Raw genomic sequence first — 19,567 nt, forward strand, 5'->3', positions numbered from 1 at the left:
AGGCCGATTCGCTTGCGCGTTCAACAGGTATTTACAGGGGTTGTCGGCGTGGTGGGGGCCTGCCTGTTTGGGGGGATGCCCGCCAAGGCCAGCCCACGACTCCACACGTGGCAGTTTGACACGGGACAAAACCGCTTTATGTTCACCACCGAGGGCGGCGTGCAACCCCAGGTGAGCCTCGGTCAGCACCCCAATCGGCTGATTATCGACCTCCCTGGCGTGGTTGTGGATGAGGCCGTGGCTGATCAATTCATTGGCGGCGCGGTATGGGCCGTGAAGGTGATGCAGGTGGATGCCCGCACTACCCGCATGGTGCTAGAGCTTGACCCTAACTACAGCATTGATCCCGGTCAGGTGCGGGTTTGGGGGCTGACGGAATCTCAATGGGTGGTGCAGTTGCCTAGTTTTGCTCCAGGGCAGGGTACCGACGACGACCTAGCCTGGACAAGCGCCACCGCAGACACCCCCCAGGCGTCCCCACCCGCCAGTCACCCCTCCACCCAAACCTGGCCCAGCCATTCGTTACCGAGTCAGCCCCTCACCCTGCGCCCCAGGGAAAGAACGGATCCCGTCCCTCCAGCCTATGGAGATCTTCAATCCAAAGCCAATTCAGGGGCGGGGATGGATACGGGGATGGATAGCGTTGTCCTTCCGCCAGCGACGCTTCACCGCAGCGCCACTCCGTCCACCCTCAGCCCGTTTCCCTTTCCCTCGGCGCGGCCTGCCACCCCGCAACCGCCTCCCAATCCGGCGGATGTGAACCTTCGCCTATCGCCCCGCACCAACGCCACCCCCCTGCCGCCGCTGCTCAGCCGCAACCAGATTAGCTATGCCCCAGTGACGACGGTGGCCACGGTGATTCAGGGTATTCAGGCCACGCCCCACGGGTTTTTCATGCCCCTAGCCGGGGCCTCGCCCCAGGTGCAAATCTACCGCACCCGCGACGCCAACCAGATGCGGCAGATTGTGATCGACGTGCTGAATGCCGCCATTCCGTCGCAGCTCACCGCCGATGCGCTTCCGGTGCCCCGCTACGGCGTCTCTCGCTGGACGCTGACCCAGTTCCCCACCCTGCCCCCGGCGGTACGCATCACCCTCAACCTCGATAACGTCAGCCCCGATTGGCAGGTGAGCCCGGTGGCCGGAGGGCTGATGATTACCCCCGTTGGCACAGCCGCCCAGCAAGTGGCCACGGCCCCAACCACGGTGGTGCTGCCTGTCCTCCATACCGCCCCCGGAGGCCAAACCTTCTCCCCAGGGGCCATGGCTCCGGTAGCCCAGGCTCAGCCCGCCGTTAATCCTTTGCCCCAGCATGGTCAGGTGCTGGTAATGATCGATCCGGGCCATGGCGGGGCCGATCCGGGGGCGGTGGGCATCGGTGGTTTGCAGGAAAAAGTGGTGGTCAGTGCGGTGTCTCAGCACGTAGTCAATGCCCTCAGCCGCCAAGGCATTGCCGTACAGGTAACGCGCCAGGGCGACGAAACCCTCGACCTACAGCCCAGGGTAGACCGTGCCGCCGCCGCCAATGCCACGATTTTTGTCAGCATCCACGCCAATGCCGTGAACATGCAGCGCCCGGAGGTGAACGGCCTAGAAACCTACTATTTTTCTGAAACCAGTCTGCCCCTGGCCAATGCCATCCATCGGCGGGTGATGGGTTCCGTCTCCATGAACGACCGAGGCGTGAAGCAGGCCCGGTTCTTTGTGCTGCGCCGCACCACCATGCCCGCCGCCCTGATTGAAATCGGCTTTGTCACCGGAGCCCTAGACGCCCCCAAGCTGCGCGACCCCCAGTGGCAGGCCCAAATGGGGCAGGCCATCGCCCAGGGCATTGTGGACTACCTCCAGAGCGGCGGTCGGTGATGGGAGGTGAGGCGCGGCTAACCCCAACCCCTCTGCCACAAGGCTACCGCTTGTACATCAGCCCACAAGGAAAGGGGATCTAGCCAATATCAAAGCCCCTCTCCCATCATTGGGAGAGGGGGTGGGGGTGAGGGCCGCACTCAGGCCCAGGAACGCTTCTTGATCTACGGAGCTTAGCTCGCGAGGTATTCGCGGATGTCGGATTGGCGCTTACGTAGTTTGGTGAGGGCTTCCCGCTCAATTTGGCGCACCCGTTCGCGGCTGATGGAGAGGCGATCTCCAATTTTGGCGAGGGTCATGGTTTGGCCGTCAGCAAGGCCAAAGCGCAGGGAAAGTACCTCCCGCTGTTGGGGCGTCAGTTCGCCCATGAGGCGCTCTAGGTCTTGGCGCAGGGAGGTTTGGGCGGCAAACTCTTCGGGGGAGGGGCCGTCGTCTTCCAGTAGCTCTACCAGTTCGGTATCCTGGTTATCGCCCACCTTGAGGTCGAGGGAGAGGGGCTGACGGGCCTTTTCCAAGTATTCCCGCACCTGCTTGGTGGTGAGGTCGCACTCGGCGGCGAGTTCGGCTACGGTGGCGGCGCGGCCATGCTGTTGGGCGAGCTGTCGCTGGGCTTTTTTCAGCTTATTGAGTTTTTCGGTGATGTGGATGGGCAGGCGGATGGTGCGGCTTTTTTCGGCGATAGCGCGGGTGATGGCCTGACGGATCCACCAGTAGGCGTAGGTGGAGAAGCGATAGCCCTTGGTGGGGTCAAACTTTTCGACGCCGCGCTGCATGCCGATGGTGCCTTCCTGGATCAGATCCAGCAGGTCAACGTTGCGCTTGATATATTTTTTGGCCACGGAAACCACCAGGCGCAGGTTGGCTTCCACCATTTTGCGCTTAGCCATCTCGCCCTCACGAATGACCCGCTTCAGTTCTGGCAGAGACACCGAAGCGGCTTCAGCCCAGGTCTCCAGGCTCAGGGTTTGTCCGGTGGCCTCCTCAAGGTCGCGCCTCCGGGCCTCCAGCAGAGACAACCGCTGCACCTGTTTCCCCAGAACAATCTCTTCCTCGTGGGTCAGCAGGGGCACCCGACCGATCTCCTTGAGATAGGTGCGTACTAAGTCGGTGGAATGCGGCGACGTTTTCATGGCAAAAGCAGACTAAACGGTAGGGAGGAGTCTAAACAGACCAGTCGGCCAACACGTGAGCGCATCTGGGGGCCAGGTGCTCAACCCCAGAACAGCCCCTAACGGCGACGATCAGCGGAGCGATCATCCACAGGGATTGGGATAGGAACCTCTTGATGGGCGGCTTCGGCCTCGGCCTTGCGATTGGCGATTAAATAACCAACGCCTAGGGCGATCAGCGCACTGTCAAGCAGAGTGGCAATGTCCATAACTGTTGTGACTCGAATCTTTATGTAAACAACTGTAACATTTATGAACAGGGTCGGGAATAGTTATTCTTACTCAATTTGTTTTTGTAGCGACCTGAACTCTTTGCAGGATATAGCGTTTGGGGGCGGTGGACTGCATTCCTTGCGACATATTTTTCGTGGCAAACCCAAAAATAATCTTAAGTTTCCATAGAAGTATTAACGATTGTTGCGATTTCTTTAGGAAAGGGGCTCAGCTAGGGGAGTGATTACTCCGGTGGGTGATGGCGGCCATGGAGGGTGTCCGCGATCTTGCCCTTGAGAACTATGATCGTCCTAGGGCCAGCGGTTGCACTCTATCTGGGGAGAGGTTGTCTGAGAAGAGGCAGGGGGCGGCGGGGGTGCAATGAGCCCAGGATCTACTAATTTAGTGGTGTGGGCTCAGTGGTGTAGGTCATCTTCAGCAGATCGCCCGCTCCATGGGGTAAGGCTGCCTTCGCTGGCTCAAGGGCAGGTCAGGTGTCTCCCCCATCGTGTTCCGCGAGATCTCCTGATCCTCCCAGGCCCCGTTCCAACGTTTCTTTTTCTCAGCGATCCCATGCTCGACACTGTAGACCTCAAACGCGACCTCGACCAGCTCACCCACCGCCTGGGTAAAACCCAGGACTATCTTTGACATCCCTGCCCTAGAAGCGAAGATTCAAGACCTAGAGCAAGTTGCCGCTCAGCCCGACTTTTGGGACGACCAAACCAAGGCCCAGGAGACCCTTCAGGAACTGAGCGACTGTAAGGCAAATGTGGCCCAGCTCACCCAATGGCAGGCCAGCCTAGAGGATGCCGCCGCCATCCTAGACCTGTTGCAGGTGGAGAGCGACGAAGCCTTGCTCCAGGAGGCGTGTGACAATGTGTCCCAACTCAGCCACGAGCTAGACCAGTGGGAGCTTCAGCAGCTTTTGGCTGGCCCCTACGACAAAAAAGGGGCCGTGCTGACCATCAACGCCGGGGCAGGCGGCACCGATGCCCAGGATTGGGCAGAAATGCTGCTGCGGATGTATACCCGCTGGGCGGAGCGGCAGGGCTATGGTGTGCATTTGGTGGAGATGTCTGAAGGGGAAGAGGCGGGGCTGAAGTCTGTGACGCTGGAAATTACTGGACGCTATGCCTTTGGCTACCTCAAGTCTGAGAAGGGCACCCATCGACTGGTGCGAATTTCGCCCTTTAATGCCAACGGCAAGCGCCAAACTAGCTTTGCTGGGGTGGAGGTGATGCCGATTTTGGATCAAACCGTGACCCTAGATATCCCCGAAAAGGATCTGGAAATCAAGACCTCGCGCTCTGGTGGGGCGGGGGGCCAAAACGTCAACAAGGTAGAAACGGCGGTGCGGATTACTCACTTGCCCACGGGTATTTCCGTGCGCTGCACCCAGGAGCGCTCCCAACTGCAAAACCGCGAAAAGGCCATGGCTATCCTCATGGCTAAGCTGTTGATTATCGCCCAAGAGCAACACGCCCAAGCCATTGCCGAAATTCGCGGCGACATGGTGGAAGCGGCCTGGGGCACCCAAATCCGCAACTATGTGTTTCACCCTTACCAAATGGTGAAGGATTTGCGCACCGGGGTTGAAACCACCGCCATTACCGATGTGATGGACGGCGAGTTGGAGGCGTTCATCCAAGCCTACCTGCGCCAGGAAAGTCAACTGATCCAAGAACCTGCGGTGTAGGCTGTCCATTCTCCTGTCAGGTTCTTCGGTTGCAGGGAAACCATTGTCTAGAGTCGATCACCCTCCTGACTCCCAGAGGAGGGGGGTGATTGGGGGTGAAGATGATCGCACAAGCGAGCAACCAGTTTATGAGGATTTTACAGTCCTCGGTTGATGCGGATTGATGTTGAACTAAGGCGACGTTGCGGGGCCACATGCCCCCCAACAAAAGTAGTCTTGGATACGGTTCAAAATTTTTCCCATGATAGGGTATGGCCCAGTGACCGCTATCGAGGATGCATTGTCATGGCTAGTACCCTGATCAAAATCGATTTGGACAAGTCTCCCTACGAGAACGACATGATCCACAATCGCTGGCACCCAGATATTCCGATGGTGGCTATGGTCAAGCCGGGGGATGACTTTATTATTGAGTGCTACGACTGGACAGGGGGCCAAATCCACAACAACGACAGCGCCGACGATGTGCGCGATGTGGATCTGACCCAGGTGCACTTTCTCTCTGGCCCCGTGGGCATTGAAGGGGCCGAACCGGGGGATCTGCTGGAGGTAGATATCCTCGATATTGGAGCTTTTGAGGCTAGCCAATGGGGCTTTAATGGCTTCTTTTCCAAGAAAAACGGCGGCGGATTTCTCACCGAGCATTTCCCAGAAGCGCAGAAGTCGATCTGGGATTTCCACGGCATGTTCACCAAGTCTCGCCATGTGCCCAACGTGGAGTTTGCGGGGCTGATTCACCCCGGATTGATTGGCTGCTTGCCCTCTAAGGAAATGCTGGCGGAGTGGAACCAACGGGAAAGCGCCCTGGTGGCCACCAACCCCGACCGGGTGCCGCCCCTCGCCGCCCTGCCCTACGCCGAAACCGCCCACATGGGCCGCATGCCCGCCGACCAAGCCAAAACCGCCGCCGCCGAAGCCGCCCGCACCGTTCCCCCCCGCGAACACGGCGGCAACTGCGACATCAAAGACCTCTCCCGTGGGGCCAAGGTGTACTTCCCGGTCTATGTCAATGGCGGCGGCCTGTCGGTGGGCGATTTGCACTTCAGCCAGGGCGATGGCGAAATCACCTTCTGCGGTGCCATCGAAATGGCGGGCTGGATTCATTTGCGGGTGAACCTGATCAAAGACGGCATGGCCAAGTACGGCATCAAAAACCCCATCTTCAAGCCCAGCCCCATCAAGCCCCGCTACGAGGACTACCTGATCTTCGAGGGCATTTCCGTCGATGAACAGGGCGAACAGCACTACCTAGATGTCCATGTGGCCTACCGTCAGGCTTGCTTGAACGCCATCGAATACCTGACCAAGTTTGGCTACAGCCGCGCCCAGGCCTACGCCATCCTCGGTTGTGCTCCGGTGCAGGGCCACATCAGCGGCGTGGTGGATATCCCCAACGCCTGCGCCACCCTCTGGCTACCCACCGAAATCTTCGACTTCGACATCCAGCCCGGTGCCGCTGGCCCCCAAGCCCAAGCCAGCGGCACCATGGATATTCCCCTATCCCCGGATAAGGAGTAGCGCCCATGCCGCTATACGACTACAAATGCCGGGAACATGGCTTGTTTCAGGAGTTGGTGCTGCTGTCGGCAGGGGATCAACCCCAGCCCTGCCCCCACTGCGGCACCCTCTCAGCCAAGGTGATTGTCCTGCCAGCCACCATCCTGGGGCTAGACCCGACCCACCAGGCCATGGCCCGCAACGAGCGCAGCCAGCACGAGCCCCAGTTTTCGACCCCAGAACAACGGATCGAAGACCGGGCCAAGCAGCGCCACGACCGAGGCTGTGGGTGCCAAAGCTGCCACGATCCAGCCCTCAGCCCGTCTAAGGCGCTCTATACCGCCGATGGCAAAAAGTGGTTCCCCTCCGCCAGACCCTGGATGATTAGCCACTAGCCCACCATCCTGATTCCCTTGTTGCCTATGCCGCAGTTCTCGAAAACATCGTAATTGGTGTTTTCGAGAATGAATCCATTGCTATCGTTTAAGTGCTTCGCGCCTGACATTTTGTGGTTCGGTAGTGCCTTTGCAATACTCACAGGTGTGTCCATACATACGATTAGCCCTCAAGTTCAGCTATCTAGTTGAAGATAGTGGTGAATTATTTCTATGGCGAGGCTTTCTGGGGGGTTTAGAAACAATTGTTCTAGCGCTTTTTGCCTGTCGTTTTCGCAAATCATCACAAATAGCTTTTAAATCATATTCAAAGGCTTTCGCGTAGTCTTCTCGATTTTTGTGGATTCTTCTAGAACTTCATTGTTCCATATATCTAGGCTCCCATTAACTCGTAAGGTATGCAAGTTGTGAGTAGTTTTTCTGCGAGTAATTTTGATGCCGAGAATACATCCTCCAGTTGAAAATCAAACAAATTTCTATGCGACTGGCTGTTCGCCGTGACTTTCAATGTAATGGCGCAAAATTGAGTTAATTAAAGCTTTATATTCGCCACCTTGGGATTGAAACCAGTTCAACACATCGGGTTCAATTTCAACGAGCTGATGGGCTTGGGATGCAGGAATCCTCAGCGTGGCGTTTTCAAAAAATGCCTCGGTTAAGGGGGGAATGTCGGAGTAGTCGATGCCTTCTTCGTCCATGAGTTTTTAGGCTGATTTTAGATGGGCGACTGGAATTCTTTCAGTTCTCTCAGGTGATACAGATCCAGTAGCAATGGCATGGACAGCATGAAGGATATCGGCTGAATAGTATCGGTTGCCGCAGTTATCGCAAACACCAATTACGATATCTTCGAGGATGACAAATCCGTCTCTATGCTTGAATGCTTCGCGTTTGACGGTTCGAGGTTGAACGGTGCCTTCGCAATACTCACAGGTGTATCCATACATACGATTAGCCCTCAAGTTCGGTTATCTAGTTGAAGATAGTGACGTATTATTTCTATGGCGAGGCTTTCTGAGGGGTTTAGAAACAATTTTTCTGCCGCTTTGTGCCTGTCGTTTCCGTAAGTCATCACAAATAGCATTTAAGTCATACTTGAAGGATTTGGCATGGTCTTCTCGATTTTTGTAGATTCCTTCTAGAATTTCATTACTCCACATATCTAGACTCCCATTAACTCGTAAGGTGTGCAAGTTCTGAATATTTTCTGTTATTGGCGGCGATGTCTGACTCGGCCTTGGCAATCAGGGGATCGAGTTTTCCGGTGGCAACGTCGGATTCAAGTTGTCTATTCCACATTTCGTCGAGATACTCTTGAAGCCAGGTTGCTAGGGCGCGAATTTCATCTTCTGGCAGTTGCTTGATTGCGGTCTCAACGTCTAAGCGCTTCGTCATAGGATATTCATCCTTGAAGACTGCATCTATTCTATCGCTGAGGTAGGTGGTGCATTGCAGCCAAGGCGGTTGACTTAAGAGGTTCTGGCATTGGAGATGTACCCGACAGGCTACTCAACAACCAGCACGGAAGCTAAGCCTAAGTGCTTAACGCAAGGAATAAAGTCTCTATCTGAAAATAGGAGGATATGATTTTCTTCAATACAAAAGGTGGCGATAATCATGTCAATTGTTTTGCGGACTGTGATTCCCTTTTTTCTGAGGAGACGAAAGTTATCTGCGCTCTTAATGGCCAGACTTATGTTAATTAAGTTGAATATCGTGAGGGAGGTGAGCAACTGCTTGGCTGTTTCATAATCGGCATCTTGGCGAAATCCTTGCAATACTTCTGTAAGAATGATGTCGCCAATGGCTAGGGGTTGAGTACTCAAGAGTTGGTCAAGGATCTTTACCTGAGGTGTGTTGCGACCATTAAAGTAATCAATCCACACGCTAGAATCGACTAAAATCATGGGGATGTTCTCATCTCATCAAGGTCGCCACTCCAGGGTAGTTTGCCGCGAAAGGCTTTGATGGCTTCTTGTCGTTTAATTTGAATGAGCATGGTTAGGGCTAGTTCAATGACTTGATCGGTTGCGGTTAGGCCAGTGGCTTGCAGGGCATCGGCCATGAGTGATTCGTCAACTTCTACATTGGTTTTCATGGTTTTAGCCGTGAAAGAGAATGTTTTATAGTGTTGCATAGCGCATTGCGAACAAGGCGATTAACCTAATATTTGCAAAGGATGTTGATGCTGTTAATGCAACCTATCGCGCTAGTTCTTACCTCGGTTGTTCAGCTTTCTTGCAAGTGAAGCCCAACTATTTGCAGAAACACCAAAGAAATCTTTTGCTTCCTTGAAACTTGAAAACTCTAATTTTAGAGATTCTTCAGTATATATTTTGATGTCATCGGAATTTTTATCGTCAAGTTGATCAGTTATACTTTCGCCGGAAGAGTCAGGAAACAAATTTTCGTTTTCATTATCCTCACGGTTTGAATTAACCTTCTCTGCTAAGTCCATCCAATCGTTAGCATCAATGTCAAGGCTGAGACAAGCATGTTCAAAAGTCACATAGTTCTCTTTAAGATGCTTGGCCAACTCTCGATTAAGATTGGCTTCTGCATTCTGGATTTCAGCGGCAGCAGCAACTTGAGCTTGATCAAGTTGAGCCTTAGAACCTTCATTAACCAGATTCAGAAAACTTTCCTCCTCCTCTTTTTCTTGCTTTTTCGATTCCTTCAAGAGCTTAGCCGACTTTTCAGCATTTTCAAATCTCTCAGTCTCTTTTTGAATACGCTTGATTTGACTCAAAGAAAAATACACCCAAGCAGAAGCGAGAATAGGCGTCAACAATAAAATTGCCAGAAGACTAGGAAGTACAGAATTGATCGCAATCCCAATAACTATTGGTGAAAGCCAGATCGAAACCCAAAATAATTGTTTCGTACTCTTAAGCGACTCATAATTCTTTCGTTGGCTTTTGGACTCTAAATAAATAGATTCATAGCGTTTTATGTCTGCCATTTTTACAAAGGTTAGACATTCTGCCAGCCTAACCTTTGCGATTTCATTATTTGATCGGGATGCTTCTATCATAATGTCAATTTTATTTAAGACAGAGTCATTAGCATTGCTAATAGAGGCGTTAAGGTTAGATCTTGTCCTAGAGACTCCTTTATAACGAAATACACGTCCATGATTTCTAACAGAAGCTCTTTGATCTCTTACCCAAAGCTTTAAACTGGTTTTCTCTTGCCTGTAATTTCGCTGAATTTCTTCATAGACCTGAATTGCTCTCAGGCAAATCACCCCTATTTCTTTTGCGTTATCAGCCGATATGATTATATTGTTTGTGGCAGCTAATTCCTCGTTTCGCTGAGAGAATTCAGAGGGATTGAGATATCTAAATGTGTACGTCATAGTTCTTCGTCTTGAGGTTTTCTACTATTTCCACATGGAGATGAATATTTGAATGAATGCCACTAATTTATTCTGTCAAAAAAGGACTTGCTGATAGATAAGCGGATCGGATTTTAAATCTTGAACGACTACGGTAGTGGAAAATTTTCGAGAGCTTTGTAATCCTCAAGAGTGTCTTCAGCATGGTAGCGACATCCACGGATTGCAAAAAACTGCCGTAGCTCTGACATTGAAATAACAAAGGCTCCTTAGGGAGCCTTCGCCAAAAGCTAGTTTTGGTATTCAGAATCGTCCTTACCGGGTTTCCTCGACCTGTTCAGGTGACGGGATGTCATGCTGTGGGCATGTCTACTGCATCCTATCCCAGACCTTAGCTCAGGACACTTGTTGCGTCAAGTGGCCGGAGTTGCTTGAATGCAAACGATGATCGGCCCACTCAAACCTGCTCCAGGGTCTTCAGCACAGCGGCCACATCCACCGAGAGATATTCGCCAAGGCGGAGGATTTCGCGGACTTGGGCGCGGCTTTCTAGGGAGAGGGATTTGCCGCTTTGGGCGGATTGTTTGAGCAGGGCAAACACCTGGCGGTGGAGGTGTTGGTAGAACAGTTCTTGGGGGCGTTCTAGGGACAGGCCCAGGCCCAGGCGGTCGCCGAGGTCGATTAGGCGGCCCAGCCATTCCACATCGGCGACGAGGGAATCGGTGGACTCTTGGCTAAGGATTTGCCAAACGGAGCGGCCAATCAGGCGTTCTAGCATGGGTTTGGCATCGGGCAGGGAGAGGCTGGCATGGAAATAGCTGGCCTCGGTGGCGATGGCATCCAATTCGTTGATGAAGTCTTCCCCTTGGCGGAGGGGGTTGGCGCTGGGGTCGCTGGTTTCCCGTTCTAGGGCGTGGAGCACCTCTAGGGTGCGCTGGCTGAGGGCGATATCGGCGGCGACTTGCAGTTCGCGGGGCACGGGCAGGCCATCGCGGTGGAAGGCACGCAGCACACCGTAGTTGTCGCGGTAGACCTGGGAATAGAGTTGGTCGAGGCGCAGCAGCGTGTCTTGGGAGAGCAGCTTCATCATCCGGTGGCGTTCTTCGGCAAACAGGTCTTGCAGGCTGTAGGCTTGGGTGCCGAAGGTGCGGTTCATGGCCAGGATGGTTTGGGCGGCGCTGGCTTGGCTGAGGCAGTCGAACAGGTCGTCCTTGGCCTGGGTGTAGTCGAGGCGGGAGTGGAAACTGCGGATGCAGCAATGGAAATCCCAGCCGCCTAGGTGGACAACGGCAAAGGCGAGGCTGAGGGCTTCGCGGGTGATGGTGGAGGTGATATCCACCAGGCCAACGGCGAGGGAGATGGGGCCAAGGCGCTGGCGGCGATAGTCGTGCTGTTCGACGGTGTAGCAGTAGACAGACTGCTGGCGGCGATAGTCCGTAAACAGGGAACCCATGGCGTAGTGGGCGGCCACCTGCTCTAGGCTGATGCGGGAGGGTTTGACCAGGGCGCGATAGACCCCGGCTCCATCCTTGAACTCGTCCACATTGCTGGGAGCCTGGGCCAGCCGCATCACAAATTCCTGCTCCAGGGCGATCCCCGCCACTTCTCCGGCGAGTTCGAGGGCGCGGGCAGCGTAGCGCAAAATTTGGGTGCCTTCGGGCCGAGAGACTTCCTCAAAGAACCAGCCGCAACTGGTGTACATCAGCAGGGTGTGGCGCTGCATTTCCAGCAGGCGCAGGGTTTCCACCCGCTCGCTGGGGGAAAGCTCCCGCCTTTGGTGAGCGGCCAAAAAGGCGTTGAGGCTGTCGTCACTGCGGTCGCCCATCACCTGAATGTAGGCATCCCGCGCCGCCCAGGGATCGCGCAGGAGGTCAGCCCCCCGCTGTTCAAACACGATGGCCAGCTTGTCCCGCAGCCAATCCAGGGCATCCCGCAGCGGTCGCCGCCATTGTTGATGCCACACATCGCCGCCGCCACAGCCGCAGTCCTCCTGCCAGCGGTCTACCCCGTGGGAGCAGCTCCAGGCAGTGACAGGCTTCAGTTCGGCTTCCCAGGTGGGGGGATGGGTGGCCAGATAGTGGGCGTAGTTGGTCACCGTCCAGCCCTGGCGGGGGAATTCTTCGGTGACGGCATAGGCCAGAGCTTTTTCGGCCCCGGCCTTGTGGTGGCCAAAGGTTTCGCCATCGGTGGCCACAGAAATGAGCTGGAAGGGACGGTGATCCCCATGGATCGCCTGCCCGATGCGTCCGGCAAAGTGGGAGGAAGCGGCCAGCACATCGTTAAAGCCCATGTCCCGCGAGATCGGGCCATCGTAGAAAAACACATCAATATAGCGGTTGGGATCAGCGCTACCGTCCTCGTTTTTGAGGAAACAGCGGTAGGGACGGCTGGGATCAATCTGGCCACCGCCCACCTCTTGCCAGTCTTCTCGCTCGCCGTGGTGGCTGGCCAAGGGCCGACAGCGCTGCACCTGGGAGGGAGCCAGGATGGTGAACTTGATCCCCTCCTGCACCAGCACTTCCAGGGTGGGGTAATCCACCGCCGTTTCCGCCAGCCAAATGCCTTCGGGATCGCGCCGGAACCGCCGCCGAAAATCCGCGATCCCCCATTTCACCTGGGTGACTTTGTCTCGTGGGTTGGCCAGGGGCAGAATGATGTGGTTATAGACCTGGGCAATGGCGTTGCCGTGGCCCTGCAAGCGGGCGCAACTGTTGCGGTCGGCATCCAAAATGCGCTGGTAGGTCTCGATGTCGTGGCGCTCCATCCAGCTCAGCAGGGTGGCCCCCATGTTAAAGCTGATGTATTCAAAGGTGTTGACGATGCGTACCACCTCGCCCCGGTCGTTCAAAATCCGGGCGTAGGCGTTGGGCCGATAGCATTCGTGGTGGATGCGCTCGTTCCAGTTGTGGAAGGGGGCGGCGCTGGGCTGCTTCTCAATGGCATCCAGGTAGGGATTTTCGCGGGGGGGCTGGTAGAAATGCCCATGCACACAGACAAATACTCCGGTGCTCACGGCGGGGATCAGCCCACTGCTAGGAATTTCGGCTTTAGACGCCGGATCAATTGCCGCGTCAATCACTGAATGCCGAGAGGAATCAGCCATAGGTAAAGAAGGGGATAAATTGCAAAAAATGTTTTATAAAAATGCCCAAAGCGCCCTATCAGACTGGCTTTGGGGCATGGGATAACACCATTCAAAGCCGAACTTTTATCATTGGATGACGATTTAAGCACCCCAGGTTTGCTTAGGAAGGGGTATTCATAATCTCCATTATGGTAGCGCCCTTTTTTCGATGGCCGCTGCAATACTTAACCTGCCGTGATATTTCGTCATTGGAATCAGGACTGGCTACGGAGATAGGATAGGCTCCAGCCCAAGGCAATCTGCATAGGCGGAACATGGCGATCTTGCCCCCTGACGGGCTGACACAACGCCGAAACGCCCGGATTTTTTGTAGGTTGGGTCTAGGCAAAACCTGATGGCAGAATCAGCGAGCGTTAATTTCGGCCAATACCGCCTAAACTTGGGCTGTTTAGGGATAGTTGCACCACTGCAAACGAGCACCGCCATGATTGATTTGGACATTACCAGCACCCGCGTTGAAGAGTTGATTGTGAGCCTGGGTGAGGAGGGCGAGGAGGTGCTCAGCGGCTACACCATCACGGGCACTCTGGCCGATGGCCGTACCCTATGGCTGGCGGATGTCACCGCCAACACGCATCCTGCCATGGAGGACTTGGATATTGAGGAAAACTTGAGCAGCCCCACGGTGGAGGAGGCGCAGGTAATTGCTCACCTGCTGGCGGCGGCTCCGCAGATGCAGAGCATCATTTTGGCCCTGGCCACCGAGGCGATCCAAAACGACGGACGCATTGACATTGACCACGCCGTCTATGCCCTAGAGGTGCTGGCGTCCCTCAGCGAGGAGGAGATAGACGACAGCGATGAGGGCGAAGGGGACTGGGACGACTGATCACAACTCCGCCCATTGGCCCCTGAGGAGCCTCCCAACTAGCCGTGGGGGGCAAGAGGCTGGGTCGATCTCAGCCGAAACACCGCCCCTGCGGCTACATCCGCCCCGCCAAGTGGGCGAGTTGTTTGGGCGATTTGAGGGTGAGCACGGCCCGGTCGGTATCTTGGCTGAGCCAGCCTTTTTCCACCAGCTTAGCCATAATTTTCTGGGCTTCATCGGCGGTGATGTCTGAGAGATCCGCCATATCCTGGGCGCTCATATCCAGCAGTTCCACCCCGGCTTCCACGGGCTGACCGTAGGCTTCCTGGAGCGAGACGAGGGTGTTGGCCAGTTTTACGGCGGGGGGCTGTTGGCGCAGTTGCAGGCGCAGGTTAGTTTGGCGCAGCCGTTGCACCATCAGTTGCAGCAGACGGTGGTGCAGTTGGGGATCTTTAAACAGGGTTTGGATGAAGCGCTGGGCGGAAATACTCATCAGCTTGACGGCGGTCATCGCCACCACATCGGTGGAGCGAGGGGATTCGTCCAAAATCGCCATTTCCCCAAAGAAATCGCCCTTGCCCAACACCGCCAGGGTAATGAAACGGTCATCCACATGGCGGCGCACCTTCACCCATCCGGCCTCAATAAAGTAAACGGCGTTGCCCCAGGCGTCTTCCATCACCACGGCCCGGTTGGCGGGGTATTCGTGGTGGGTGGACACCGAGAGCAACCACTCCACAGTTTCGGGGCTGGCGGCACTAAACAGGGGATAAAGCTCGGTAAAGATATCAGGCTGCATAGCAGACAAGCATAAAGGGAGAAGCGACGAAAGCACCAGGGCTGACTGTCCCTATTGTGCCCTGCGAAGCGGCGAAACCGATCCCTAGGTGAATCGGAGTTGGGTGGGAGATCCCCTAAATTAGGGCAGGGGCAGTGGCCACAACGCGCTGAATGACAGGCCGAAACTGCGCCATATAGGGGGGCCAACCCACGAGAATTGGCTGCCGATGGGTGACGGTATCTGGATCAACGTGGGGTTCGCTAAAGCGTAGGGGGTTGCCGTCTAGGTCGCAGCAGACCAGCCCCGCCGCATGGGCGAGGGCCAAGGGGCCAACGGTATCCCACAGCTTCACCCGGCCATTGAGGTAGATATACAGCCCCGCCTGCCCGGTGATGACCTGCAACACCTTGAGGCCAAAGCTGCCCAGGGATACAAAGGACATCCCCGGCAGGTGGCGAACCAGATCTGCCCCATACCGTCGCCGATCCTGATCGCCAATCACCAGGTTCCACCGTTGGCCAGAAATCAGGGGCGGATGAACGGGCGTTAACGGCTGTGGCGAGTCATACCCTTGCTGCCAAAATAACCCCTGTTCTCGGCTTCCCCAGTAGATTTTCCCGTGGGCAGGAGCGTGGATCCATCCGGCCTGGGGCTGACCATCCAGCAGATAACCCACCATCACCGCATAGTTGGGCCGTCCGTGGATAAAATCATCGGTGCCGTCGATGGGGTCAACGAACCACAGCCGCCGCTGGGATACCTGGATCTGGCGCACCGTGGCTCGATTTTCCTCGGTGATGATGCCATCCTCGGGAAAGAGCGTCTGGAGTCCCGCCAACAACTTAGCATCCAAGGCTCGATCTACCGTGGTGACGTAGTCATCAACGCCCTTTTCAAAGACCTGAAAGCCAATCTGCGCCTGCTGACGGGCATAGTCACCACAGACCGTCACCAAGTGACGAATGGCATAACAATCTGCGGGGCGGAGGGACATGGTGCTGAGGCCAACGGGGGAACACGTAACCAACCCTTCCCAGTCTAGCCGGAAGGTTGCCCCTGACGGGCGCTGGCTGGCGTTAGGAAATGCGCTGAAAGCGGCGACCGAAGGGAAACAGCGCAATCACCACCAGCTTGACGTGCTGTTTGGCGAAGGGCAGGCCAATGATGGTGATGGCCAAAATGAGGGCGTGGGTGAGATGGGTAATGGCAATGCCCCAGCCCACCACCAGCATCCACACCACGTTGAGGATAATGTTCACCACGCTGTTGGCGTTGGTGTCCTCCACAATTTCGCGACCAAAGGGGGTCATGGTGGCGGTGCCCAGCTTAATGGCTTGCAGGCCAAAGGGAATGCCGATGATGGTCAGACACAGCAACAGCCCGCCTAGGATGTAGCCCAGTCCGGCCAGAAATCCACCAAAAATTAGCCAGATGATATTGCCCAGTAAGCTCATGGTTGGGTGCTCCTCAGAACGGGATGTTCCTTCAACAGATGATCGTTGGATCGTTCACCATCGCCTTCAGGATACCCAATGGAGCCCCCGATGGCAGGGCGGTTTGGGCCAGTTTATGGGTACGGATTGACCCACCCCGTCGAGGTGCGACCGTCGGGTTTCCTGGTAGGGTAGTCCATGACCCTCTGCCCCATGCCCTATGGCCGCTACCGATTGGTTTTACCCCTTTCCTCCCCTCCAGGAGGGCACCCTGCTCAAGCGCTACAAACGTTTTTTTGCCGACATTGAACTAGACAGCGGCGACATCATCACCGCCCACTGCCCCAACACTGGCCCCATGACGGGCATTTGCCACATCGGCGGACGGGTGATGGTTTCCCACAACCCCAGCCCCAAGCGCAAGCTGGCCTATACCTGGGAACTGGCGGCGGTGAACGACACCGTACCTACCTGGGTAGGCACCAATACGGCCCTCCCCAACCGGGTGATGAAATCGGTGCTAGAAGCGCGGCTGATTCCTGAACTGGGCGATTACACCACCATCCAGCCGGAGGTGCGCTACGGCCACGATGGCAAAAGCCGGATTGATTTTGTGGTATCCGGCGAGGAGGGCCAGCCCCCCACCTACATCGAAATTAAAAACACCACCTGGGCCAAGGACACCCTCGCCCTATTCCCCGATACGGTGACGACCCGGGGCCAAAAGCACCTCCGGGAACTGATGGGCCTGATCCCCAACGCCAAGGCTGCCATGGTGTACTTCATCAACCGAGGCGACTGCACCCACTTTGCACCGGGCGATGCAGCCGACCCCACCTACGGCGACCTGCTGCGGCAAGCCATGGCCGCTGGGGTACAGGTGCTGCCCTGTCGGTTTGACATCACCCCCCAAGGATTGCGCTATCTGGGCTTGGCTCCCCTGGCGTTTGAATGATGACGTCCCGCTAGGAGGCGCTGCCGATGGAGGCCCCTACCCCTGCCGTAGATTTTCCTGGGCAAGACGTTCCCGCTCTAGGGCCAACTCCATCTCCATCTCCTTGCCCAAAAAGTAGTTCAAAAACGTCCGAATCACGGCAATCAGCCCCAGACGGGCCAAATCTTGGCTGGTGGGAGCCACGGTGGTGCCCAGGATATCTGCCCCTAGCTGAAATTCCAGCGCCAGGGCCAGCCAACTGCCAAAGGCCAACCGCACCTGGTTAAAGGGAAATTCCCGCCCCCGCGACTGTCGCCGCAACTGAACCCACAGGTGGAGGGTTCTCAGCAGTCCCACAACAATACACAGCACCGAAATGGCCTCTAGCACAAAGGTCGTCAGCACGACCACCTGCTCTAGCCCCTGTTCTAGGGATTCCACCAACATCGACTTATCTCCTCTGTTCTGTGGCGCTTTCGCTGCGTTTGATTCGGTTAATGCCGTTCATGGCCATTCTCCCTCCCTTGTCCCCTGATTTGGTAGGCTTGAGGCTCATTCCCCCTAACCTCTCCCCGTTGATTTATGTCTCAAGCCCTAGAAACCCCCGATCAGCAGATTGCGGTGCTCGAAGCCAACGTCCTGAAAATTTGCCAGGTTTGCGACCAAGGCTACCAAGCACTGGGCGAAAAAGGCACCGTCATTGTGCTGCGCCAGCTCGAAAACCCTACTCTAGAACTGGAGGATTGGCAGGTAAAATATCGCCCCCTCAGCCGCATTGACGATATTCTCTCAGACTGGAAGCAAACGCCCCTCCAGGATATGATTATTCGCTACAACCCTGATGTATCAGTGGTTTGCACCTTTCTTTACCCCAACGGTGCCCACACCAGCTACCACTTTGGCAAGGTTTCCCCCAGCGACTGAAGGTGAGGGCTAAATCTGCCCAAGAGCGCCCTCTGGATCAACTCACCTGCGGTTCCAACCCTCAACGCCAACCCCTCGTAAAGTCCCTTGATTAAAGTTGAGCATGGAACTTTAACCTGTGCAGCCCTCCATAGACGCTCTCCACAGACAAAGACTTAACGCCATTGGCGAAGCCGCAGCAATACTAATCCAAGCTGTAGAGGCCATTAAATAAGCAATAGCCTAGTCCTATCAGGCTACAGAGCCTCCATGGCAGCGCCCTTATCCTGTCGGATGCCGCTCTAGCGCCTTGGCCCAATACTTGCCCGTGTAGGAACCCGCCACCTGGGCCACCGCGTCTGGGGTGCCCTGGGCAACTAGGAAGAGCTATTGAGCCTACGCCAGGATGTTTTGCCATTGCTCTGCCGCAATAAATCTAGATAGATGTCCCACATTAGTTGTGGCAATGACCACCGAGGATACCGTTATCGTTTGGGCCTGGGCAATGAGGATCATATCACCGTCAATGGTTTTATCGCCTGCGGTGGGCTGTCCCTGCTGCCGTGCCTGCGCCCATAATGCCGCCGCCTGACGCATAGCAGCGGTGGTAAGGGGCAAATACTCAACCCGCTCACACAAGCTATCCAGCCTAGCGAGTCCCTTCAGCTTATTGGCTCGTAACAATTCCCGCCGAACTTCGTAATCCGCAATTTCAGGAACAATGATGCGAGTACCCGCATTCAGATGAGCCTGAAGCCACTGATTACAGGCGATGCCATAGGACGAAAGCTTTGGATTCGTGATCAACCTGATTGGCCCGGTATCCAAGACAATGGCCCGTTCTACCATGTCTGTCCCTTCATCTCGCTGGGGAATAATTCGCGGTCAGACAGCCGATCCTCGTCTAGCACTTGCAGCAGATAGCGGCCTGTCTCCTGCTGCTCCGCTTCGTCCTCATCGTCAATCCAAGACTGAAGCATATCCACCGTTTCGGCTTGGTTTTGCTTAACGATGAGCGATGTCGCCAAAAGCTGAAGGGTCATGGCTTCAACCGATAGCCCGTGTTGCGCGGCTGCTTGCGCTAAGTATTGCTCTAACTCGGGGGGCAGATCGAGGGTTAAGGTCATCGTTCTATCAGGCTACATGGCCTCTATGGTAGCGCCCCTACCCCGCCGGATGCTGCCCTAGCACCTTGGCCAAATACTTGCCCTAAAAAACAGGAAATAACCGGGAACCCGCCACCTGGGCCACCTCTTCCGGGGTGCCTTGGGCGATCAGTTCGCCGCCTCGGTCGCCGCCCTTTGGGCTGAGGTCAACAATCCAGTCGGCGCAGCGGATGACGTCGAGGTTGTGTTGGCCTATGAAGACAGCATTGCCCCTCCCCATTGCA

The 19,567-nt window shown here is 55.7% G+C and carries 23 protein-coding genes; 7 read left to right on the plus strand and 16 right to left on the minus strand.

Annotation, left to right across the window (positions count from 1 at the left end):
• The first annotated feature begins 12 nt into the window (after positions 1 to 12).
• Complete coding sequence (locus tag GFS31_RS09330) at positions 13 to 1,863, plus strand: N-acetylmuramoyl-L-alanine amidase (protein ID WP_198807892.1); 1,851 nt, start codon at positions 13 to 15, stop codon at positions 1,861 to 1,863.
• A 173-nt stretch (positions 1,864 to 2,036) separates the two neighbouring features.
• Here the strand turns inward: GFS31_RS09330 and GFS31_RS09335 are convergent, their stop codons facing one another.
• Positions 2,037 to 2,993: an RNA polymerase sigma factor, RpoD/SigA family gene (locus GFS31_RS09335; protein ID WP_198807893.1), complete on the minus strand. Its 957-nt coding sequence runs from the start codon at positions 2,991 to 2,993 to the stop codon at positions 2,037 to 2,039.
• A 98-nt stretch (positions 2,994 to 3,091) separates the two neighbouring features.
• On the minus strand, positions 3,092 to 3,241 hold the full coding sequence (locus GFS31_RS09340) for a hypothetical protein (protein ID WP_198807894.1): 150 nt from the start codon (positions 3,239 to 3,241) through the stop codon (positions 3,092 to 3,094).
• 577 nt (positions 3,242 to 3,818) lie between these two features.
• Here GFS31_RS09340 and prfB point away from each other — a divergent pair.
• The 3 genes from prfB (at position 3,819) to GFS31_RS09355 (ending at position 6,836) form a co-directional block, all read left to right on the plus strand.
• Positions 3,819 to 4,944 (plus strand): peptide chain release factor 2 gene (prfB, locus tag GFS31_RS09345; RefSeq protein WP_198807895.1). Its coding sequence is split into 2 segments (ribosomal slippage): positions 3,819 to 3,893 and positions 3,895 to 4,944, totalling 1,125 coding nucleotides; the frame shifts between segments, so codons are not numbered across the junction.
• A 285-nt stretch (positions 4,945 to 5,229) separates the two neighbouring features.
• Positions 5,230 to 6,462, plus strand: coding sequence for a formamidase (fmdA, locus tag GFS31_RS09350; RefSeq protein ID WP_198807896.1), 1,233 nt, complete (start codon positions 5,230 to 5,232; stop codon positions 6,460 to 6,462).
• Between the two features lie 5 nt (positions 6,463 to 6,467).
• Complete coding sequence (locus GFS31_RS09355) at positions 6,468 to 6,836, plus strand: zinc ribbon domain-containing protein (protein ID WP_198807897.1); 369 nt, start codon at positions 6,468 to 6,470, stop codon at positions 6,834 to 6,836.
• Between the two features lie 476 nt (positions 6,837 to 7,312).
• Here the strand turns inward: GFS31_RS09355 and GFS31_RS09360 are convergent, their stop codons facing one another.
• The 7 genes from GFS31_RS09360 to GFS31_RS09390 form a co-directional block, all read right to left on the minus strand.
• The gene (locus GFS31_RS09360; RefSeq protein ID WP_198807898.1) at positions 7,313 to 7,534 is read right to left on the minus strand and encodes a BrnA antitoxin family protein; all 222 of its coding nucleotides are present in this window, start codon (positions 7,532 to 7,534) and stop codon (positions 7,313 to 7,315) included.
• A 6-nt stretch (positions 7,535 to 7,540) separates the two neighbouring features.
• On the minus strand, positions 7,541 to 7,783 hold the full coding sequence (locus GFS31_RS21670) for a YgiT-type zinc finger protein (RefSeq protein WP_198807899.1): 243 nt from the start codon (positions 7,781 to 7,783) through the stop codon (positions 7,541 to 7,543).
• Positions 7,784 to 8,009: 226 nt separating this feature from the next.
• Entirely contained in the window at positions 8,010 to 8,231 is a 222-nt protein-coding gene (locus tag GFS31_RS09370) for a hypothetical protein (RefSeq protein WP_198807900.1), read from the minus strand.
• Positions 8,232 to 8,341: 110 nt separating this feature from the next.
• On the minus strand, positions 8,342 to 8,743 hold the full coding sequence (locus GFS31_RS09375; RefSeq protein WP_198807901.1) for a PIN domain nuclease: 402 nt from the start codon (positions 8,741 to 8,743) through the stop codon (positions 8,342 to 8,344).
• Positions 8,740 to 8,934: a type II toxin-antitoxin system VapB family antitoxin gene (locus GFS31_RS09380; RefSeq protein WP_198807902.1), complete on the minus strand. Its 195-nt coding sequence runs from the start codon at positions 8,932 to 8,934 to the stop codon at positions 8,740 to 8,742. The genes GFS31_RS09375 and GFS31_RS09380 overlap by 4 nt, the downstream gene beginning before the upstream one ends.
• 111 nt (positions 8,935 to 9,045) lie before the next feature.
• Positions 9,046 to 10,194 (minus strand): hypothetical protein, encoded by a 1,149-nt coding sequence (locus GFS31_RS09385; RefSeq protein ID WP_198807903.1) that lies wholly within the window; start codon positions 10,192 to 10,194, stop codon positions 9,046 to 9,048.
• A gap of 436 nt (positions 10,195 to 10,630) precedes the next feature.
• Complete coding sequence (locus tag GFS31_RS09390) at positions 10,631 to 13,276, minus strand: DUF3536 domain-containing protein (RefSeq protein ID WP_198807904.1); 2,646 nt, start codon at positions 13,274 to 13,276, stop codon at positions 10,631 to 10,633.
• A gap of 466 nt (positions 13,277 to 13,742) precedes the next feature.
• On the opposite strand from GFS31_RS09390, the gene GFS31_RS09395 reads away from it, so the two are divergent.
• Positions 13,743 to 14,147 carry a hypothetical protein gene (locus GFS31_RS09395; protein WP_198807905.1) on the plus strand — a complete coding sequence of 135 codons (405 nt, stop codon included), beginning with the start codon at positions 13,743 to 13,745 and terminating at the stop codon, positions 14,145 to 14,147.
• A gap of 94 nt (positions 14,148 to 14,241) precedes the next feature.
• Here GFS31_RS09395 and GFS31_RS09400 read toward each other — a convergent pair whose 3' ends face one another.
• The 3 genes from GFS31_RS09400 to GFS31_RS09410 all read right to left on the minus strand — a co-directional run bounded on the left by GFS31_RS09400 (position 14,242) and on the right by GFS31_RS09410 (position 16,361).
• Positions 14,242 to 14,925, minus strand: a complete 684-nt coding sequence (locus GFS31_RS09400) for a Crp/Fnr family transcriptional regulator (RefSeq protein WP_198807906.1) — start codon at positions 14,923 to 14,925, stop codon at positions 14,242 to 14,244.
• A 115-nt stretch (positions 14,926 to 15,040) separates the two neighbouring features.
• Positions 15,041 to 15,901, minus strand: a complete 861-nt coding sequence (locus GFS31_RS09405; protein ID WP_198807907.1) for a 3'(2'),5'-bisphosphate nucleotidase CysQ — start codon at positions 15,899 to 15,901, stop codon at positions 15,041 to 15,043.
• An 82-nt stretch (positions 15,902 to 15,983) separates the two neighbouring features.
• Complete coding sequence (locus GFS31_RS09410) at positions 15,984 to 16,361, minus strand: YccF domain-containing protein (protein ID WP_198807908.1); 378 nt, start codon at positions 16,359 to 16,361, stop codon at positions 15,984 to 15,986.
• Between the two features lie 199 nt (positions 16,362 to 16,560).
• On the opposite strand from GFS31_RS09410, the gene sfsA reads away from it, so the two are divergent.
• A complete protein-coding gene (gene sfsA, locus GFS31_RS09415; protein ID WP_198807909.1) occupies positions 16,561 to 17,295 on the plus strand; it encodes a DNA/RNA nuclease SfsA in 735 nt (244 codons plus the stop codon).
• Positions 17,296 to 17,331: 36 nt separating this feature from the next.
• Here sfsA and GFS31_RS09420 read toward each other — a convergent pair whose 3' ends face one another.
• On the minus strand, positions 17,332 to 17,721 hold the full coding sequence (locus GFS31_RS09420; protein ID WP_225907641.1) for a DUF1622 domain-containing protein: 390 nt from the start codon (positions 17,719 to 17,721) through the stop codon (positions 17,332 to 17,334).
• 135 nt (positions 17,722 to 17,856) lie between these two features.
• On the opposite strand from GFS31_RS09420, the gene GFS31_RS09425 reads away from it, so the two are divergent.
• Complete coding sequence (locus GFS31_RS09425) at positions 17,857 to 18,198, plus strand: hypothetical protein (protein WP_198807910.1); 342 nt, start codon at positions 17,857 to 17,859, stop codon at positions 18,196 to 18,198.
• 375 nt (positions 18,199 to 18,573) lie between these two features.
• On the opposite strand, the gene GFS31_RS09430 is transcribed toward GFS31_RS09425, so the two are convergent.
• The 3 genes from GFS31_RS09430 to GFS31_RS09440 form a co-directional block, all read right to left on the minus strand.
• Positions 18,574 to 19,026, minus strand: a complete 453-nt coding sequence (locus tag GFS31_RS09430) for a nuclease (protein WP_225907642.1) — start codon at positions 19,024 to 19,026, stop codon at positions 18,574 to 18,576.
• Positions 19,020 to 19,304, minus strand: coding sequence for a hypothetical protein (locus GFS31_RS09435; RefSeq protein WP_198807911.1), 285 nt, complete (start codon positions 19,302 to 19,304; stop codon positions 19,020 to 19,022). Before GFS31_RS09435 ends, GFS31_RS09430 begins: the two co-directional genes overlap by 7 nt.
• Positions 19,305 to 19,386: 82 nt before the next feature.
• Complete coding sequence (locus GFS31_RS09440) at positions 19,387 to 19,563, minus strand: hypothetical protein (RefSeq protein WP_198807912.1); 177 nt, start codon at positions 19,561 to 19,563, stop codon at positions 19,387 to 19,389.
• Between the last annotated feature and the right edge of the window lie 4 nt (positions 19,564 to 19,567).

The organism is Leptolyngbya sp. BL0902, from assembly GCF_016403105.1.
Lineage (GTDB): Bacteria > Cyanobacteriota > Cyanobacteriia > Phormidesmidales > Phormidesmidaceae > Nodosilinea.

Excerpts from the sequence above, each read along its gene's own strand:
- GFS31_RS09335 (WP_198807893.1), bottom strand. The coding sequence starts at position 2,993 with ATGAAAACGTCGCCGCATTCCACCGACTTAGTACGCACCTATCTCAAG.
- GFS31_RS09340 (WP_198807894.1), bottom strand. The coding sequence starts at position 3,241 with ATGGACATTGCCACTCTGCTTGACAGTGCGCTGATCGCCCTAGGCGTT.
- fmdA (WP_198807896.1), top strand. The coding sequence starts at position 5,230 with ATGGCTAGTACCCTGATCAAAATCGATTTGGACAAGTCTCCCTACGAG.
- GFS31_RS09355 (WP_198807897.1), top strand. The coding sequence starts at position 6,468 with ATGCCGCTATACGACTACAAATGCCGGGAACATGGCTTGTTTCAGGAG.
- GFS31_RS09360 (WP_198807898.1), bottom strand. The coding sequence starts at position 7,534 with ATGGACGAAGAAGGCATCGACTACTCCGACATTCCCCCCTTAACCGAG.
- GFS31_RS21670 (WP_198807899.1), bottom strand. The coding sequence starts at position 7,783 with ATGTATGGATACACCTGTGAGTATTGCGAAGGCACCGTTCAACCTCGA.
- GFS31_RS09370 (WP_198807900.1), bottom strand. The coding sequence starts at position 8,231 with ATGACGAAGCGCTTAGACGTTGAGACCGCAATCAAGCAACTGCCAGAA.
- GFS31_RS09375 (WP_198807901.1), bottom strand. The coding sequence starts at position 8,743 with ATGATTTTAGTCGATTCTAGCGTGTGGATTGATTACTTTAATGGTCGC.
- GFS31_RS09380 (WP_198807902.1), bottom strand. The coding sequence starts at position 8,934 with ATGAAAACCAATGTAGAAGTTGACGAATCACTCATGGCCGATGCCCTG.
- GFS31_RS09385 (WP_198807903.1), bottom strand. The coding sequence starts at position 10,194 with ATGACGTACACATTTAGATATCTCAATCCCTCTGAATTCTCTCAGCGA.
- GFS31_RS09390 (WP_198807904.1), bottom strand. The coding sequence starts at position 13,276 with ATGGCTGATTCCTCTCGGCATTCAGTGATTGACGCGGCAATTGATCCG.
- GFS31_RS09395 (WP_198807905.1), top strand. The coding sequence starts at position 13,743 with ATGATTGATTTGGACATTACCAGCACCCGCGTTGAAGAGTTGATTGTG.
- GFS31_RS09400 (WP_198807906.1), bottom strand. The coding sequence starts at position 14,925 with ATGCAGCCTGATATCTTTACCGAGCTTTATCCCCTGTTTAGTGCCGCC.
- GFS31_RS09405 (WP_198807907.1), bottom strand. The coding sequence starts at position 15,901 with ATGTCCCTCCGCCCCGCAGATTGTTATGCCATTCGTCACTTGGTGACG.
- GFS31_RS09410 (WP_198807908.1), bottom strand. The coding sequence starts at position 16,361 with ATGAGCTTACTGGGCAATATCATCTGGCTAATTTTTGGTGGATTTCTG.
- sfsA (WP_198807909.1), top strand. The coding sequence starts at position 16,561 with ATGGCCGCTACCGATTGGTTTTACCCCTTTCCTCCCCTCCAGGAGGGC.
- GFS31_RS09420 (WP_225907641.1), bottom strand. The coding sequence starts at position 17,721 with ATGTTGGTGGAATCCCTAGAACAGGGGCTAGAGCAGGTGGTCGTGCTG.
- GFS31_RS09425 (WP_198807910.1), top strand. The coding sequence starts at position 17,857 with ATGTCTCAAGCCCTAGAAACCCCCGATCAGCAGATTGCGGTGCTCGAA.
- GFS31_RS09430 (WP_225907642.1), bottom strand. The coding sequence starts at position 19,026 with ATGGTAGAACGGGCCATTGTCTTGGATACCGGGCCAATCAGGTTGATC.
- GFS31_RS09435 (WP_198807911.1), bottom strand. The coding sequence starts at position 19,304 with ATGACCTTAACCCTCGATCTGCCCCCCGAGTTAGAGCAATACTTAGCG.
- GFS31_RS09440 (WP_198807912.1), bottom strand. The coding sequence starts at position 19,563 with ATGGGGAGGGGCAATGCTGTCTTCATAGGCCAACACAACCTCGACGTC.